Source organism: Alteromonas sp. DY56-G5 (assembly GCF_041414725.1).
GTDB lineage: Bacteria > Pseudomonadota > Gammaproteobacteria > Enterobacterales > Alteromonadaceae > Alteromonas > Alteromonas macleodii.
The window spans coordinates 1-16175 of record NZ_JANHZQ010000028.1 but is presented as its reverse complement, the minus strand read 5'-3'; the positions used below and the strand labels follow the sequence as shown (position 1 = coordinate 16175).

The 16175-nt window shown below is 43.7% G+C and carries 13 protein-coding genes; 7 read left to right on the top strand and 6 right to left on the bottom strand.

Features of this window, described 5'->3' with window-relative positions; genetic code table 11:
- The first annotated feature begins 137 nt into the window (after positions 1-137).
- From NO989_RS13990 to NO989_RS13980, 3 genes are read left to right on the top strand one after another with little or no spacing between them, the layout of a single operon-like run.
- Positions 138-1961, top strand: coding sequence for an assimilatory sulfite reductase (NADPH) flavoprotein subunit (locus NO989_RS13990; RefSeq protein ID WP_014977413.1), 1824 nt, complete (start codon positions 138-140; stop codon positions 1959-1961).
- The gene (gene cysI / locus NO989_RS13985; RefSeq protein ID WP_371342752.1) at positions 1961-3682 is read left to right on the top strand and encodes an assimilatory sulfite reductase (NADPH) hemoprotein subunit; all 1722 of its coding nucleotides are present in this window, start codon (positions 1961-1963) and stop codon (positions 3680-3682) included. Before NO989_RS13990 ends, cysI begins: the two co-directional genes overlap by 1 nt.
- Complete coding sequence (locus NO989_RS13980) at positions 3672-4418, top strand: phosphoadenylyl-sulfate reductase (protein ID WP_014950717.1); 747 nt, start codon at positions 3672-3674, stop codon at positions 4416-4418. Before cysI ends, NO989_RS13980 begins: the two co-directional genes overlap by 11 nt.
- Here NO989_RS13980 and NO989_RS13975 read toward each other — a convergent pair.
- Positions 4415-5251, bottom strand: a complete 837-nt coding sequence (locus NO989_RS13975) for a TIGR03899 family protein (RefSeq protein WP_168534080.1) — start codon at positions 5249-5251, stop codon at positions 4415-4417. The genes NO989_RS13980 and NO989_RS13975 overlap by 4 nt on opposite strands.
- A 214-nt stretch (positions 5252-5465) precedes the next feature.
- Between NO989_RS13975 and NO989_RS13970 the strand changes: the two genes are divergently transcribed.
- Positions 5466-7691 carry an EAL domain-containing protein gene (locus NO989_RS13970; RefSeq protein WP_321824831.1) on the top strand — a complete coding sequence of 742 codons (2226 nt, stop codon included), beginning with the start codon at positions 5466-5468 and terminating at the stop codon, positions 7689-7691.
- On the opposite strand, the gene NO989_RS13965 is transcribed toward NO989_RS13970, so the two are convergent.
- Complete coding sequence (locus NO989_RS13965; RefSeq protein ID WP_061095870.1) at positions 7688-8266, bottom strand: uracil-DNA glycosylase family protein; 579 nt, start codon at positions 8264-8266, stop codon at positions 7688-7690. The genes NO989_RS13970 and NO989_RS13965 overlap by 4 nt on opposite strands.
- A gap of 114 nt (positions 8267-8380) precedes the next feature.
- Between NO989_RS13965 and NO989_RS13960 the strand changes: the two genes are divergently transcribed.
- Positions 8381-8686: a hypothetical protein gene (locus NO989_RS13960; RefSeq protein ID WP_014950713.1), complete on the top strand. Its 306-nt coding sequence runs from the start codon at positions 8381-8383 to the stop codon at positions 8684-8686.
- A gap of 56 nt (positions 8687-8742) precedes the next feature.
- On the opposite strand, the gene sthA is transcribed toward NO989_RS13960, so the two are convergent.
- Entirely contained in the window at positions 8743-10164 is a 1422-nt protein-coding gene (gene sthA, locus NO989_RS13955; RefSeq protein ID WP_014950712.1) for a Si-specific NAD(P)(+) transhydrogenase, read from the bottom strand.
- Positions 10165-10343: 179 nt separating this feature from the next.
- Positions 10344-11471 carry a fatty acid desaturase gene (locus NO989_RS13950; protein WP_014950711.1) on the bottom strand — a complete coding sequence of 376 codons (1128 nt, stop codon included), beginning with the start codon at positions 11469-11471 and terminating at the stop codon, positions 10344-10346.
- A gap of 341 nt (positions 11472-11812) precedes the next feature.
- On the opposite strand from NO989_RS13950, the gene fabR reads away from it, so the two are divergent.
- Positions 11813-12409, top strand: coding sequence for an HTH-type transcriptional repressor FabR (gene fabR, locus NO989_RS13945; RefSeq protein WP_014950710.1), 597 nt, complete (start codon positions 11813-11815; stop codon positions 12407-12409).
- 110 nt (positions 12410-12519) lie between these two features.
- Here the strand turns inward: fabR and trmA are convergent, their stop codons facing one another.
- Positions 12520-13617, bottom strand: coding sequence for a tRNA (uridine(54)-C5)-methyltransferase TrmA (gene trmA / locus NO989_RS13940; protein WP_081099447.1), 1098 nt, complete (start codon positions 13615-13617; stop codon positions 12520-12522).
- Positions 13618-13793: 176 nt separating this feature from the next.
- On the opposite strand from trmA, the gene NO989_RS13935 reads away from it, so the two are divergent.
- Positions 13794-15107 (top strand): DUF5610 domain-containing protein, encoded by a 1314-nt coding sequence (locus NO989_RS13935; protein WP_321824830.1) that lies wholly within the window; start codon positions 13794-13796, stop codon positions 15105-15107.
- Positions 15108-15184: 77 nt separating this feature from the next.
- Here NO989_RS13935 and NO989_RS13930 read toward each other — a convergent pair whose 3' ends face one another.
- Positions 15185-15649 (bottom strand): RNA-binding protein, encoded by a 465-nt coding sequence (locus NO989_RS13930; protein ID WP_014950707.1) that lies wholly within the window; start codon positions 15647-15649, stop codon positions 15185-15187.
- Positions 15650-16175 lie beyond the last annotated feature (526 nt).

Genomic DNA, 16175 nt, shown 5'->3' with positions numbered 1-16175 from the left:
CTCGCCCAAATTCAATTGTGTTATTACCTATTCGCACAGTCATTAGCACTTTCAGTAATAAAAAAGTTTCATTTATTCTTTTCTCTTCTTGAAGAAAGCCGTTAGCCTTAGCGCCATTGATAAAAGGCTAAAAGACTATGTCACAAGATTCTAATTCGAACTCAGCGCCAGGCGCGGTATTAAACGAACAGCAGTGGAATGCAATAACGCAAGCCATTGCAGGCTTAAATCGTGATCAACTTACTTGGGTAAGTGGTTATGCTGCGGGCATGGCTGCTGCACAAGGTGGTTCGGTTGCACCAATGATGCAAGGCACTTCTGCAGTAGCGGGTGACGCGCCAACGCTTACTATTTTGTACGGTTCACAAACCGGTAATGCCAAAGGTGTTGCAGCGCAGTGTCAAGCGAAAGCAGAAGAAGCGGGCTTTAATAGCAAGCTGGTTAGCATGGCAGATTACAAGCCACGTAACTTGAAAGCAGAAACTCACGTTGCGGTATTTGTTAGTACCCATGGTGAAGGTGATGCACCAGACGATGCTATTGAGCTACATGAATTCTTGGCTGGCAAAAAAGCCCCGAAGCTTGCTAATACCAAATATGCAGTTTTGGGTTTAGGTGACAGTAGTTACGAGTTTTTCTGCCAAACGGGTAAAGACTTTGATGAACGCTTAGGTAAGCTTGGCGGCAAAGCCATTGTTGAGAGACTAGATTGCGACGTTGATTATGAAACGGAAGCCGAAGCATGGCTGAGCAAGCTCATCGACTCGCTAAAAGACGATTTCAGTGCAGCTCCGCAAGCAGCGGTAGCGGCGCAAACTGGCGCGGCAGTGCAGGGTGTAGCAGCGCAAACTTACACCAAAAAAGCGCCGTTTAAAGCGACCTTAATTGACGCACAAAAAATCACAGGTCGTGATTCTGTTAAAGATATACGCCATATTGAAATAAGCCTTGAAGATAGCGGAATTACCTATAAGCCAGGTGATGCGCTTGGTGTATGGTTTAAAAATGCAGCATCTCTAGTGTCAGAGCTTATTAGTATCTTGTCACTAAACGGCAATACAGAAGTGTCTGTGGCTGACGCGACCATGTCACTCACCGAAGCATTAACGTCGAAGCTTGAATTAACTTTAAGTTACCCTAATTTCATTAAGTCATATCAAGAGGCGACAGGCTCTGAATCATTGGCTAAATTGATGGAAGATAAAGCGCAGCTGCGTACCTACATGGCCGAACGTCAAATTATTGATATTGTGCGCGACCATCCGGGTAAGTTGTCTGAACAACAGCTTGTAGATGCTTTGCGACCGCTAACGCCTCGCTTGTACTCGATAGCATCAAGCCAAGCCGAAGTGGAAGAAGAAGTACATTTAACCGTAGCTCACGTTGACTATGAAGCGTTTGGACATCGTCATCAAGGCGGCGCATCTGGCTTTTTGTGTGAATATCTAGAAGAAAATGGCGACGTAGAAGTGTTCGTAGAAAGTAACGATAACTTCCGTTTGCCCGCTGATCCAAATACGCCAGTGATCATGGTCGGTCCGGGTACGGGTATTGCACCGTTTAGATCGTTCATGCAAGAGCGTGACGTACAAGGCGCAGAAGGCAAAAACTGGTTGTTCTTTGGCAACCCACATTTCACGCAAGATTTTCTATATCAAGTGGAATGGCAAGGCTACGTTAAAGAAGGCCTGCTAGACAAAATTACGCTGGCATTTTCTCGTGACCAAGAAGAAAAAGTATATGTTCAGCACCGTTTACTAGAAAACGGTAAAGAGGTGTATGAATGGCTAGAGCAGGGCGCACACTTCTATGTGTGTGGCGATGCAATGCACATGGCGAAAGATGTAGAGAACGCCCTAATTAGTATTGTGCAAGAGCACGGCGGTAAATCTGAAGCCGATGCAAAAGCCTATGTTGTAGAGTTACGTAAAGCGAAACGTTATCAGAAGGATGTCTATTAATGAGTAACGAAAAATCACCATTTATCGTTGAGGGCAAACTGGCTGACAACGAGCGTTTAAAGCGTGAAAGTAATAATTTGCGTGGCACCATCACTACCGATCTTAAAGATAATCTTACTGGTGGTTTCACCGCTGATAACTTCCAGCTTATTCGCTTTCACGGTATGTACCAACAAGACGATCGTGATATTCGCGCTGAGCGTGCAAAGCAGAAACTTGAGCCGCTTCACAATGTGATGTTGCGTGCCCGTTTACCTGGTGGTGTTATTACGCCTGACCAATGGTTAGCGATTGATAAGTTTGCAGCCGATCACACCATGTACGGCAGCATTCGTTTAACAACCCGTCAAACTTTCCAGTTTCACGGTGTGTTAAAGCCTAAGATTAAGTCCATGCACCAAATGCTAAACAAGGTAGGCATCGACTCTATTGCTACGGCAGGCGACGTAAACCGAAACGTACTATGTACGTCAAATCCGGTTGAATCTGAGCTTCACCTTCAGGCATTTGAATGGGCGAAGAAGATAAGTGAACACTTACTACCTAAAACCCGCGCGTATGCTGAAATTTGGTTAGACGGTGAAAAAGTCGAAACGACTGAAAAGCCTGTAGAGCCTATTTTGGGTGATAACTATTTACCGCGTAAGTTTAAAACGACGGTGGTGATTCCTCCGCAAAACGATGTAGATGTTCACGCGAATGATCTTAACTTTGTTGCGATTGCTGAAAATGGACAGCTAGTTGGCTTTAACGTACTTGTCGGTGGTGGTCTTGCAATGACTCACGGCGACAAGAGCACGTACCCGCGTAAAGCCTCTGATTTCGGATTTATTCCGCTTGAAAGCACGCTAGACGTTGCCGCAGCGGTTGTAACAACTCAGCGTGATTGGGGGAACCGTGTTAATCGTAAGAACGCGAAAACCAAATATACGTTAGAGCGTGTTGGGGTAGACAACTTTAAGGCTGAAGTTGAAAAACGCGCAGGCGTGACTTTCCAAGACAGCCGTGCGTATGAATTTACGGGACGTGGCGATCGCTTTGGCTGGGTTGAAGGTATTGACGGTAAATATCACCTGACCGTATTTATTGAGAACGGCCGTATTTTAGATTACCCAGGTAAAACGCTAAAAACAGGCTGTGCCGAAATTGCGAAGCTCCACAAAGGTGATTTCCGCTTAACGGCAAACCAGAATTTGATTATTGCCGGTGTAGCGCCGCAAGACAAAGACAAAATTGAAGCATTAGCCCGCGAACATGGCTTAATAGCGCCATCGATTTCTAACCAGCGACTTGACTCAATGGCCTGTGTTGCATTGCCAACCTGTCCGTTAGCCATGGCAGAAGCTGAGCGCTACTTGCCAGATGCCGTTACGGAATTAGAAGGTTTGCTTGCCAAACACGGATTGGAAGAAGACAGCGTAATCTTCCGTGTAACAGGCTGCCCGAATGGCTGTGGTCGCGCGATGTTGTCTGAGGTTGGCTTAGTAGGTAAGGGCCCAGGCAAATACAATTTGCATTTGGGTGGAAACCGAGAAGGTACACGTATTCCACGTATGTATCGAGAAAACATAAGCGAACAGGAAATCATGGCAGAACTAGATTCACTGTTTGGCCAGTGGGCCAAAGATCGTGAAGCGGGTGAAGCCTTTGGTGATTATGTTGTTCGCGCTGGTGTTGTAAAACCAGTAGTAGACTCCGCACGGGATTTCTATGACGAATAATACAGCGATTAAGCAGCAACCACTAACGCTTGATATCAGTAAGGAAGCCCTTGCTGATATCAATGAAACGTTAGAGAAAATGACAGCGCAGGAGCGAGTAGCTTGGGCGCTGGACAACTTGCCTGATACTCATATTGTGTCTTCAAGCTTTGGAGCACAATCGGCGGTTATGCTGCATATGCTTACCCAAGCACAACCGGATATTCCTGTTGTGCTTACCGACACAGGTTATCTTTTTCCTGAGACGTATAAGTTCATTGATGAGCTTGTAGAAAAGCTCAATCTAAATTTGCATGTGTACAGCGCAGAGATGTCTTCTGCGTGGCAGGAAGCGCGCTTTGGCAGACTTTGGGAACAAGGCATCGAAGGTATTGAGAAATACAATAAGATGAACAAAGTTGAGCCAATGCAGCGCGCCTTACGTGACCTGAAAGCAGGTACGTGGTTTGCAGGTTTGCGTAGAAGCCAATCAGATACCAGGGGAAAGCTTCCAGTTCTACAAAAAGTAGGGCAGCAGTTTAAACTTTACCCGATCATTGATTGGAGCAACAAAGACTTACATTACTACCTGAAAGATAACGACTTGTCTTATCATCCGCTTTGGGAGCAAGGGTATGTATCCATCGGTGATTGGCATACCACGCAGTCGCTCCAAGAAGGAATGAGTGAGCAAGACACGCGCTTCTTTGGTTTGAAACGCGAGTGTGGATTGCACGAGTTTGGTGACGGTATTTAACTTACGTTAAATACCTCGCCTAACACCGACTTAATGCTGGTTAAATACGCTTCATTAGGCAACTTAGTCACTAATTTATACAGCTCACTGCCAACCGAAGTGAACTTGTAATACACCAAAGCAACCCCCGACGTTTTACTGGTTAATGAAATATTTTCATTTACGCATCGCCAGGTTACTTGCTGACCTTCATTGTATTCGGCACTTTCAATTTCGCTGGTATAAATCAACTTCATCTCTTGCAAAGACAACAAATCAGGGTAACTCAACCCTACGTTGGCTAAGTTAATTTGCTCAGGAACAGGACGTCTCAATAGTGAAAGCAAGCCTTTGCGTTTGTGATACCCCACAAGAATACGCGGAACCGCATCGTTATTTCTTCTACTCGCAACATTGACAGCCTTATTGAATACTTGTGCATCCCTGTGCGTTAACGTCTTTAATAGCTGCAATGTACGAAGGGAAAAACTGCCCGGGCGAGCCACCTCAACGGCAAAAATCTTTCCCCATAATTCCTGCATGGGCGGGCTGTAAATTTCCTCAGCCATGGTACTAAATGCGAAAAACCAGTCGGGATCAAGATTATCGCTAGTTTGTTCGTTGATCGTCACATTTAATGCTATATTTAATACAGCTTGAAGATTGCTCGCTTTTTGGGTTTCTAATATTTGTTTTCTTCTTTCTAGTGCATGCTTTTGCTTTTTAGGATCAGGGGACATCATAGAGGGGCTTATACCCACTCTGGCAAACCAGGAAAGCATGCGTTGGCGACTAGCATCGGTTTTCACTGCGTTGCTGGCCGCTTTTTCAGCCGCAGGCGATTGGGCTGTCACCTTTACAGTCTTCTCTTCCGTTTCCTGTGGTTTTTTTACCTCAGGGGAAAAGTGCTGGGATGTAATCTTCATAAATGCTTAAATGATCGAATGTAAAATGGCATGTAACATGAGAGCACTATTGCATTGCGTAACCCATTTATCAATGTAATCGTTGCCTTAATACAATGAGTAGCGCATTCTTGTTTTGTTTGTATCGAGGAAATGAGCGGTAATGTCGGCAATGGATTACGATAACGACGAATTAATTTTTTTAGATGATGATGGTTCAGTTGAAGAGCAAACCTTATTGGGCAAAGACTGGAACATTCTTATTGTCGATGACGATGAAGAGATTCACACCGTAACGCGTCTCGCGCTATCTGATCTCATCGTAAACGATCGCAAATTAAACTTCATCCACGCTTATTCAGCAAAACAAGCCAAAGAAATGCTGCACGAATATGGCAACAGCATTGCCATAATTTTACTTGATGTCGTTATGGAGACTGATGACGCGGGTTTTGATGTTGTTAAATACATCCGCGAGGACATGAAGTTAGTTGAACCTCGAATTATCTTACGTACGGGCCAGCCCGGCTACGCGCCTGAAGAGCAAGTCATTAAAGTTTACGATATCAATGACTACAAAACCAAAACAGAACTTACTCGCGCCAAATTACTAACTACTATCATTTCCTCACTACGCTCTTATCAGCAAATTGTAACGATTAGTCAAAGCCGTGCTGGTTTAGAAAAAATAATCACCTCTTCAGCCAACTTGTTTGAAGAACATTCGGTGAAAGAGTTTTGCGAAGGTGTAGTTACCCAAATTAGTTCGCTTATTGGTTTAGACTCCGAAGGTTTATTATGCGCGAGAGCGGGTTCTTTGCTAGACCGAGAGGACGAAGAGGTTTACGTGCTTGGCGCTGCGGGTGAGTATGCGAAATTTATAAACCAGCCTGTGTTCACGCTTAGAAACCTTGAAATTGAAGAAAACATTAGTCGGTGCCTACGTCTTAAAAAGCACATTTTTGAGCCCAGTTGCTCTGTGCTGTATATCAGCCGCGCTGGTTTTGAAGCTGCCGTATTTGTTCGACAAACCCACGAGATTAGTGAGCTAGACAAGCACTTGCTTGAGGTTTTTCTATCCAGTATTTCAGTGGGATACGAAAACGTTAATCTTTTCCATGAATTAAGAAATGCGGCGTTCAGAGACTGGTTAACCCGTTTGCCAAACCGCAATGAGTTTATCAATATGCTCGATAAACCTCATTTGTTTGCCGGAGAAAACTATAGCGTAGCCCTTATCGACGTAAATCACTTTTCCGATATAAATGATGGTTTAGGGCAAGAAGTCGGCAATGAATTGTTGCGAGCTATAAGCGATCGCTTTCAATCTTCTTTCGATAGCATAGTGAAAAAAGGCCGCATAGGTGCTGATGTATTTGGTCTTATTGGTCCCGACGATCTGGTATGCCCCAAAACCATCAACAACATTTTCCAATCTTCATTTCAGGTAGGTGATCACACCCTTCCGGTTAATATAACACTTGGTTTGTGCAAGTTAGACAATAAACGCCACATCGGCATTGAGATTTTAAAGCGCACGAATATTGCGTTAAACCGTGCTAAGAAAAATCTGACAGATAACTTCGAATATTACGCCAAAGATATTGAAGATCAGACGACTTGGCGCCTAGATATGATTCGCCAACTCCGAAGTGACTTTGCAGCAAGAAAGCTGGAGCTGTGGTTTCAGCCGCAAGTGGACTTACTGAATGAAAAAGTTGTTGGCATGGAAGGCTTACTACGCTGGCCCAATGGTGAAGGGGGATATGTTTCTCCCGCCGTGTTTGTACCACTTGCTGAGTATTCAGGTCTTATCGTTGATATCGGTGAATGGGTGCTAGAAGAGTCATGCCGTCGTCTTCAGGAATTGAAAGAAAAAAGCTACGGCCATCTAAGAGTTGCCGTTAACATCTCTATTCCGCAGTTCCGCGACAGGTTATTTGTAGAAAAAGTTAAGCAGGCACTATCTAACGCCAACTGCGACCCAAGCCTTTTAGAGCTAGAAATAACAGAAAGCGTGGTGATGGATGAACCGCAAATTGTAATAGATGCATTGCGTTCGTTAAAAGAATTTGGGGTGAAAATAGCCATTGATGACTTTGGAACAGGCTTTTCCTCCATGAGTTATCTACAGCAGCTCCCGTTAGATCGATTGAAGGTCGATCGTTCTTTTGTCAAAGACATTAAACCGGGTGCAAGCGCAGTGCTTGCTGAGACCGTTGTGACTTTGGGTAACAAGCTAGGCTTATTGACTATTGCCGAAGGCGTAGAAAAAAGAGAGCAGGCGAGTTACATGATAAAGCTTGGATGTGACGAAGCACAGGGCTACTTGTACGCGAAGCCTATGCCGTTCGATGCGCTTTTAGCGTTTCTGGAAGAGCACGACTAAACTTTTAATACAGATTCGACAGTGTCTCGCAACTTGGGAAGGATATCTAATTCAAACCAAGGGTTTTTAGCGAGCCACCTGTTGTTTCTTCCTGACGGGTGGGGCAGTACGAAATGTGTTTCAGTCGGACTGCGTACAGCTTCTGTTAACGTTTTGTGTTGCGGTAAATAATACTGTTGCGAGTAACGTCCCACGTAAAGCGTTACTTCAGGTTTTAAATAAAGAAGAAAGTCATTATGCCAAGCGGGAGCACATTCTTTTCTTGGCGGGGCATCGGCTCCATTTTTATAACCTGGAAAGCAGAAGCCCATTGGCAGCACCGAAATTAAGCTAGGGTTATAAAAGGTCTCTCTCGAGACAGACAACCAATCGCGTAACCGATCTCCGCTGGGATCATCAAACGCAATGGTGCGTTCATGGGCTTCCAACCCCGGTGCTTGCCCAATAATAAGCACTTTAGTTGATGGTGCAGTGCTAAATATGGGGTTGGGTTGATGCGGTAGGTGAGGGGCACACAGTCTACAATTTCTCGCTTTAACCACCAGAGCATCGTGGCCTTTCACATTTTTCTCCAAATATTTCTCTTTGTCATACTTTTGTCACAAAACTATGATCTCAGTTTGACTATCTTATGTATATACAGTATGTTTAATAGTGACAGTAGTACACTGTAACACAGGAGAAGAAACATGCGTAAAGTAGTACTAACCCTAGCTCTATCAGCGGCCTTTGGTATTGCGCATGCGGAATCTGGTGATAACCAGCTTTTCGATTGCATGGATGCGAAAACATTCGAAATGAATAACCAATGTATGTCTGACAAAATCGGCAATAACATTCGTTTCCGTGATGCACAAGCAAAGTTGATCGACATTGCAAGCGATAGTCAGGGTGACTACGCCATTGCAACAATGACGTTCGATCAAGAAAATATGCACATCGACATCGTAGCACATAAAGATTCGCTTAACGCGCTTGCTGCGAACCGTAACTAATTTCTTAGTTAACGCATATTAAGCCGGCGACAATCTCGCCGGCTTTTTTGTGTCCGTTAGAAAATTCTATTAAGTCCATTAATAGCAGCAACTCGATAAGCTTCTGCCATGGTTGGATAGTTAAACGTAGTGTTAACGAAGTAATCTATGGTATTGCCTTCGCCCTTTTGCTGCATGATCGCTTGGCCGATGTGAACAATCTCGGAGGCACGTTCACCGAAACAATGAATGCCCAAGATTTCTTTAGTTTCGCGATGAAACAAGATTTTCAGACTTCCTGTCTGCGTTGACGCGATTTGGGCTCTGGCCAAATGTTTGAACTGAGCTCTTCCCACTTCATAAGGCACTTTTGCTGCAGTAAGCTCTTGCTCTGTTTTACCAACAGAACTTATTTCTGGGATGGTGTATATGCCTGACGGAATATCTTCTACCAATGCCGAATGTGTTTTTATGCCAAGCATAGCTTCAGCGGCAAAGCGACCTTGGTTATAAGCCGCAGATGCTAAGCTTGGATAGCCAATGACATCGCCGACTGCAAATACATTGTCTACGTCAGTTTGATAATTTTCGTTAACCTTGAGTTGGCCTCTGCCATCGGCTTTTAAACCAATATTCTCGAGTTTAAGTGTATCTGTATTACCCGTTCTTCCGTTAGCAAACAAGAGACAATCTGCGCGCATACGCTTGCCCGACTCTAAGTTTAAAATAACCGAGTCATCGGTAGCTTCAACCGAAGAATAGGCCTCATTGTGCCGGATGAGTACGCCATTGTTCCACAGGTGATAACTGAGTGCGTCTGATATCTCGTCATCAAGAAATGACAGTAAGCGATCGCGCATGTTAACGAGGTCAACTTTTACGCCTAGTCCTCTGAAAATACTGGCATATTCAGAGCCAATGACCCCAGCGCCATAGATAATTATTGATTTGGGATCGTGATCTAAAGATAGGATAGTGTCTGAGTTATAAATACGCGGGTGATTAAAGTCGATGTCTTTAGGACAATAAGGACGCGACCCTGTGGCTATAGCAATCTGGCCTGCAGTGACAGTATCTTTAGAGCCATCTTTACGGGTTATCTCTAACGTATGCGCATCTACGAAACTGGCTTCGCCGTGAAATAGCGTCACACGATTTCTGTCGTAGAAAGAAGAGCGAAGTCGAGTTTGGCTTTTTACCACACCGCTAGCATGGCGCATGATGTCAGAAAACGTAAGACTCTTACTTAAGTGGTTGTCGGCAAACAAGGGAGAAGAGTTATATTCAATAAGACGACTTACTGAGTGACGAAGCGCTTTCGATGGAATGGTTCCCCAATGGGTACAACCCCCTCCCACTGCCTCGTAGCGCTCAACAACCGCCACTTTTTTTCCGGCTTTGGCAAGCTGCATTGCAACGCCTTCTCCACCAGGACCTGTGCCAATAACGATAGCGTCGTAATGATACGACGGGGCTTTGGTTTTTTGCTTCGTTGCCATCTTACTTTCCCATGTTGTTACTTTTGTAATGCGATGTCACCACTAGGTTAGCCGTAATACAAAATGAATGATTCTGGTTTTAGTATAACGACCTTATCCAACTATAGAATAAAAAAAAACCACATAAGCAGACACTTATGTGGTTTTTAGCGTTCAAACGTATAAAAGAGGGCGTCAATTTACGCCATTTGCAATGACAAACTATGTAACTGTGTCCATTTCTCTTTCTGTACAGCAAATGCGTGTTTCAGCTCTTTGTACTTGTATGCAAGCTCAAGCCCTTCGATACTGCGCTTTAGGGTGCGTTGTTTAACGCGCATAACACGTTTTTTCGTGGCGTAGTATTCACTCATGCGCTGCATTAACAAGTCGTATTCTTCTTGAATGGTATGCATCATTTCTTCAGCATTAGGCAGTAGCGATACTTTTTCACTTGCTCTTTGCAGCTGCATGGCAGCCAATGCTTTCTCGATGCGCTCTTCTGGCACTTTGCGAAGGTTGGATGTCAGTCCTACCAGTGATAACCCTTTAATAAGCCATTTTGTAGGATCAAACTGATACCAGCGAATGCCATTACGATAGTCGTACTCAAAGATGTGATGGTAATTGTGATAACCTTCACCAAAGGTAAAAAACGCAAGAATACCGTTATCTCGTGCTGTGTTCTTATCGGTGTAAGGCTGGCTACCCCAAAAATGAGCAAGAGAATTGATGAAGAAGGTTACGTGATGCACTAGCACCAGGCGAAGTACACCGGCTACCAAGATCATGCCTAATACGTCACCATTTAAATAGCCCAGAAGACCTGTGATACCAAAGTTGGCCGCCAGCACGATGGGCAAATAGTAGTTATGCTGCCACATCACCACTTTATCTTTTTGAAGATCTTTACAGTTACTGTAGTCATCGTAACGTTTGGCCTGGTACTCACGCAACATCCAGCCGATATGCGCAAACCATAGCCCTTTCTTGGCAGAGTAGGGGTCTTTGTCGTTATCATCAACATGACGATGATGAACGCGATGATCTGACGACCAGTGCAAAATACTATTTTGCAGCGCCATAGCGCCACCAATCGCAAGGATCACACGAACAACCACATTGGCGTCGTAAGTTTTATGCGACCATAAGCGGTGGTAGCCGGCAGTTATAGACATACCGGTAAAGTAAAATAGGAATATAGCCGCACCGATTTCTGCCCAATCGATGCCTTGATACGCCACCCATAGCGGCACACCAATAAACGCAATTGCGCCAGATATAATAAATACCAGCACATTAGTAAGGATAAGAGGAGGTTTTTTCATTTTATACAACTTGGCTTACAACTGTTCGCTAATTTATCGTTTTACGAGGCTTCAGGCAAGCAAAACCCAGATTAGTTCTGCTTACATGTGTAAAGTTTAATTATAGTAAAGCTACGCTGAAGCGCTCGTTAATTGTGGCTTTTTCTGCTTAATGCTTGTTTATAAAAGAGATGATTCTGTTTCTCTTTCCCCACTGGTGTGTGTTGCGATAAACTACACATGCTAGTCTTTGATGTACGAAGTTTGATTGCGTTAATGGCTATACAGATGACGTAAGGGCTTCAACCCCAAGCGCTAAAAATCATCAAGCCGTTCAGAGCTAATCAACCTATGGTGCGAATGTGAGTCGACAAGAACAGAAATTAAAAACCCGCCAAAATATCATTCATGCTGCGTTTTCTTTGCTCGATGAAAACCGCAGCTTATCGGCAATCAGCTTGCGTGAAGTTGCCCGAGAGGCAGGTATAGCACCTACGTCTTTTTATCGACACTTCAAAGATATGGACGAATTGGGTTTAACGCTGGTGGATGAAGCCGGTTTAGCATTGCGGCAGCTTATGCGTCAGGCAAGGCGGCGTATAGCCTCTGGAGGCGGCGTAATACATACTTCTGTTGAAACCTTCATGGAATTTATTGCGGCAAATACAAACGTATTTCGTTTATTACTACGCGAGCATACTGGTACGTCGTCGGCTTATCGGTTGGCAGTATTTAGAGAGATTCAACACTTCATCGACGAGTTGACCGACTACATTATTGAACAGCAGGGCGTAGAATACGCATGCGCGCAGCTTCAAGCTGATGCTATGGTAAGGCTCGTATTCAGTGCTGGGGCAGAGGCATTAGAAGCAGACGATAAACTTCGCCGAGAAATCGGTGAGAGAGTGAAAGCGCAGCTTCGCTTCGTTCAACTAGGTGCAACGCAAAAAAGCGTATAATTGAATTAGTGGTTTAAGTCCACATCGTTTGCTCTAATCAAAGCCACCTTATTTTAATACGTCTTCATAGGCCTTTGTGACTCCAAAGGCCTTGTCAATTTGTACCAAAACTAGCTTTTGCGTGTAAGTAAAACGCCAGCCTCAATGTGATGAGTAAACGGGAATTGATCGAATAATGCCGATTGAGCAACGTCGTGAGTTTCACTTAAAAGCTCAAGATTTTGCGCCAATGTTTCAGGGTTACACGAGATATACACGATATTATCGTAATCCTGAATCATTCTAAGTGAGTCTTCATCTAACCCAGCTCTTGGTGGGTCAACCAATACAGTTGTGAAATTATATGTACTTAGATCAATGCCTTCTAAGCGACTAAACGTACGTTCACCTTTCATAGCCTGAGTGAATTCTTCAGCGGCGAGTCTTACGATCTTCACATTGTTGAGCTGATTTTGTTCAATATTAAACTGCGCAGCTTGTACAGAGGGCTTGGCTATTTCGGTCCCCACAACATTATCGAAGTGAAGCGCTAGCGGCAGTGAGAAGTTACCTGCACCGCAATACATCTCCAGTAAATCGCCAGAGAGCGGCTTTACGCAATCTAGTGCCCATTCAATCATGCTACAGTTCACTTCGGCATTGGGCTGAGTGAAGCTATTTTCGATATGCTTAAATATGAATTCTTTGCCATTAACGGGTAAGCGCTCAATAACAAAATCGTTGTCGATAATAAGCTTTTGTTTTCTCGCACGGCCGATGATGTTTACTTTCGGAAAGTGAGCCTCGAGTTTCGCCTTTAATTCTTTTGCAGCCTCTTGCCACTTCTCATCTAGTTGACGATGGTATAAAAGGCTGATGACAAGCTCGCCAGATAGTGCAGAAAGATAATCGATTTGAAAAAGCTTCTTTCTTAGCACTTCATTTGGTCTTACTTCTTCAAGCAACAGCGCCATAGCATCGTTTATTGCTTTACAAGCAGGAGGAAAGCTATCTACGCGGTACTTTTCTTTTGTTTCCTGGTTGAACATGATGTGAAACAAATCATCGCCTTCATGCCATACTCTAAATTCGGCGCGCATACGGTAGTGCGTTGGTTGCGATGGAAATACGGTTAAGTCAGGCGCATTGAACGGAGAAAGTAACGCAGTAAGACGTTCTACTTTTTCGTCCAACTGAGCTTGATAGCGTTGTTGTTCGGTCGCGGTCATAAAATTCTCCATTCAATGTTGAGGTCGCGAATTGTAGTCCCTTATAAAATAACTGCAACAAGCGCTATCTACTTCTGCATTATTATTAGGAACGACCCTGTAAAAAAAGCTGTATTAAAATTAAACAATACTGATTCTTTGCCGATAATAAGATTGAGGATAGTGAGGATCAAATTATGAACGTGGGTCAAATTAAGGCTTTTATGGGCGACCAGAAGGTCGATCAAAAAGCAGATCAAAAGGCATCAGTTCACCCGAACGAAATGTTGAAAAAGCAGTTACAGCAAGACGGATTGCAGCAAGCGGCTGAGTTTTCTAAACAACAAGCGGCATCAGTATCTGTTTCCAGTAGCCAAACTAGCATCGGCTTACGTGTGGTAAGTAGTAGTCTTAACCAAGCGTTAGTTATAGATGGCCAAAAGCCACAAGAAGCCAAAGAGAAAAGCATTGAAGATAAGTCGAACAGTTTGTTCGACTTTGAAAAAGTTGCCAGAAACGTACTTAAGTTCGTAGGTGGCGTCATTAGAGGTGCGGCAAACGGTGGTGCCAGCGAAGAAAAGCTTAATGGCTTATTTAGCCAAGCGAGAGAAGGCGTAAGCCGTGGATTCGCTTGGGCTGAAAAAGACCTCGCTGGTTTTATGAATGAAGAGATTGAGCAAGGGATGACAAAAAGCCGCGATCTCATCGATACAGGAATAAACGATCTGGAAACTGACATATTTGGTCGCCAGCAGCCGAACGCTGTAACGCTTTCGTCCTTAAACGCGGTAGCTGCATCGGATGAGAAAAGCGGAAGCTTGCTGATTCGAACTAAAGATGGCGACGAAGTGAGTTTTAGTTTTGAGAGTCTTCGCTCGTTCCAAGCGTCTCAACAACTTAATTTCCAAGCGCAGGCATCTCAGGAGCAATCAGGCGGTAGTGGCGAGCAAGGCCAAAACAATTTTTCAGCGTCATACCAACAACAAACTTCGTACCAATACTACGAGCGAAGCGGTATTAGCTTTTCATTGAAAGGCGAGCTTGATGAAGATGAGTTAGAGTCGATAGCTGATTTGGTTGGTCAAGTTCAGGATCTCGCCGACACCTTTTACAGTGGTGACATCGACAAAGCATTTGAAGAAGCGTTAAGTTTAGGCTTTGACGATAAAGAGTTAGTTGGCTACGCGTTACAGTTAAATAGAACAACACAGACCGAAGTGCTAAAGACGTATGAGAACATCCAACATTACAATGAAGACAAAAGCGATAATTCGAAGTTTGGAAATGTGGTTAGCCCTATAGCGCAATATCTAGAAAAGATGATGGATACTTTTGCTAATGCCGAAAGTACGTTAGAAAGTAACGAAGACTATAATACCTTACTAGGTGGGTTGATTAATGAGATGAAAGACGTGCAGGTGCCAGATCTTGTATCTGCTATAAATAGGTTTCACGCTTTCAATCAAACGTTACTTAATGGACTTCCTCAATCTGCTGAGACAAGTGAATAACTAACTATTTACTAATATAAAAGCCCGGTAGCGAGAGCTAACCGGGCTTTTTTATAGCCTTTAAACCGTACGTAGAATTACGCGTGTTCGACTTTGTCCTTTGCAGGGCGAACTTTTAGGGTTCGCTCCTGGAAGATTGAGTCGTTAGTTTTATCGATAACGCTGTTTAAGTCGTCAGTTACAACTTCGATAAAACCGTATCCTTTTCTTTTTCCAGTTTTACGATCCTTCATTAAGCGAACCGACTGTACTTCAATAAAGCTACTGAAGTATTCCTTTACTGCGTTCTCGTTTGCTCTATAAGGCAAATTACCTACATATAAGGTTTCTACTGATCCGTCATTAGAATGTGCTCTGGCATCTGAGGAAGATGGACTTTGAATAAGAGACGCTAGCCAAGGAGTAACGATACCGCTGATCAGCAGAGCTGCTGAGACGGTCAGTGGAACATGGACGTTTAAACTAGCAGAAGAAAATAACAAGTAACCTGCAATTGCAAAAATAGCGCTAATAACAGCGCATTGAATAAAGCCTACTTTCATATACCTACCTTTCTATTGTTTATTATGGTGTTGGAGGCTGTATATAGTTTACTCATTTGTAACAAATTGAACAATAAAATGTGAAAAAACTAGTCTAAAGATGGATTGAGTCGCTAGAAATGATGCAGAAATGAGCGGTTAACACCAAAAGTGCCTTAAAAAGCAAAAAAATCCAATTTAAGTGTTGATCTTTCACAAGAGGTATCTATAATGCGCTCCACGTTCTGAGGGGGCTTCGAGAAAAACAAAGCCAACTTAGCAACAAGTGCGAAACCAAGTTTTCAAACAAATAAAAAGTTTAAAAACATGGTTGACATCGAAAATAAACGATGTAAAATGCGCACCTCACTCGAACAGGGTGAGTCACTAAGAAGCAGCGGCTTCAAGTGAATGTTCTTTAAAAATTTAGACAAGACAATCTGTGTGGGCACTCGTTAAGAGTGTCACATAACGACGATTCATATTTCGATATATTTAATTGAAGAGTTTGATCATGGCTCAGATTGAACGCTGGCGGCAGGCCTAA

What these genes read in the sequence shown, in the direction of transcription:
- sthA (WP_014950712.1), bottom strand. Translation starts at nt 10,164, where the DNA reads ATGGCAACGAAGCAAAAAACCAAAGCCCCGTCGTATCATTACGACGCT.
- NO989_RS13980 (WP_014950717.1), top strand. Translation starts at nt 3,672, where the DNA reads ATGACGAATAATACAGCGATTAAGCAGCAACCACTAACGCTTGATATC.
- NO989_RS13935 (WP_321824830.1), top strand. Translation starts at nt 13,794, where the DNA reads ATGAACGTGGGTCAAATTAAGGCTTTTATGGGCGACCAGAAGGTCGAT.
- NO989_RS13960 (WP_014950713.1), top strand. Translation starts at nt 8,381, where the DNA reads ATGCGTAAAGTAGTACTAACCCTAGCTCTATCAGCGGCCTTTGGTATT.
- NO989_RS13970 (WP_321824831.1), top strand. Translation starts at nt 5,466, where the DNA reads ATGTCGGCAATGGATTACGATAACGACGAATTAATTTTTTTAGATGAT.
- NO989_RS13990 (WP_014977413.1), top strand. Translation starts at nt 138, where the DNA reads ATGTCACAAGATTCTAATTCGAACTCAGCGCCAGGCGCGGTATTAAAC.
- NO989_RS13930 (WP_014950707.1), bottom strand. Translation starts at nt 15,649, where the DNA reads ATGAAAGTAGGCTTTATTCAATGCGCTGTTATTAGCGCTATTTTTGCA.
- NO989_RS13950 (WP_014950711.1), bottom strand. Translation starts at nt 11,471, where the DNA reads ATGAAAAAACCTCCTCTTATCCTTACTAATGTGCTGGTATTTATTATA.
- cysI (WP_371342752.1), top strand. Translation starts at nt 1,961, where the DNA reads ATGAGTAACGAAAAATCACCATTTATCGTTGAGGGCAAACTGGCTGAC.
- trmA (WP_081099447.1), bottom strand. Translation starts at nt 13,617, where the DNA reads ATGACCGCGACCGAACAACAACGCTATCAAGCTCAGTTGGACGAAAAA.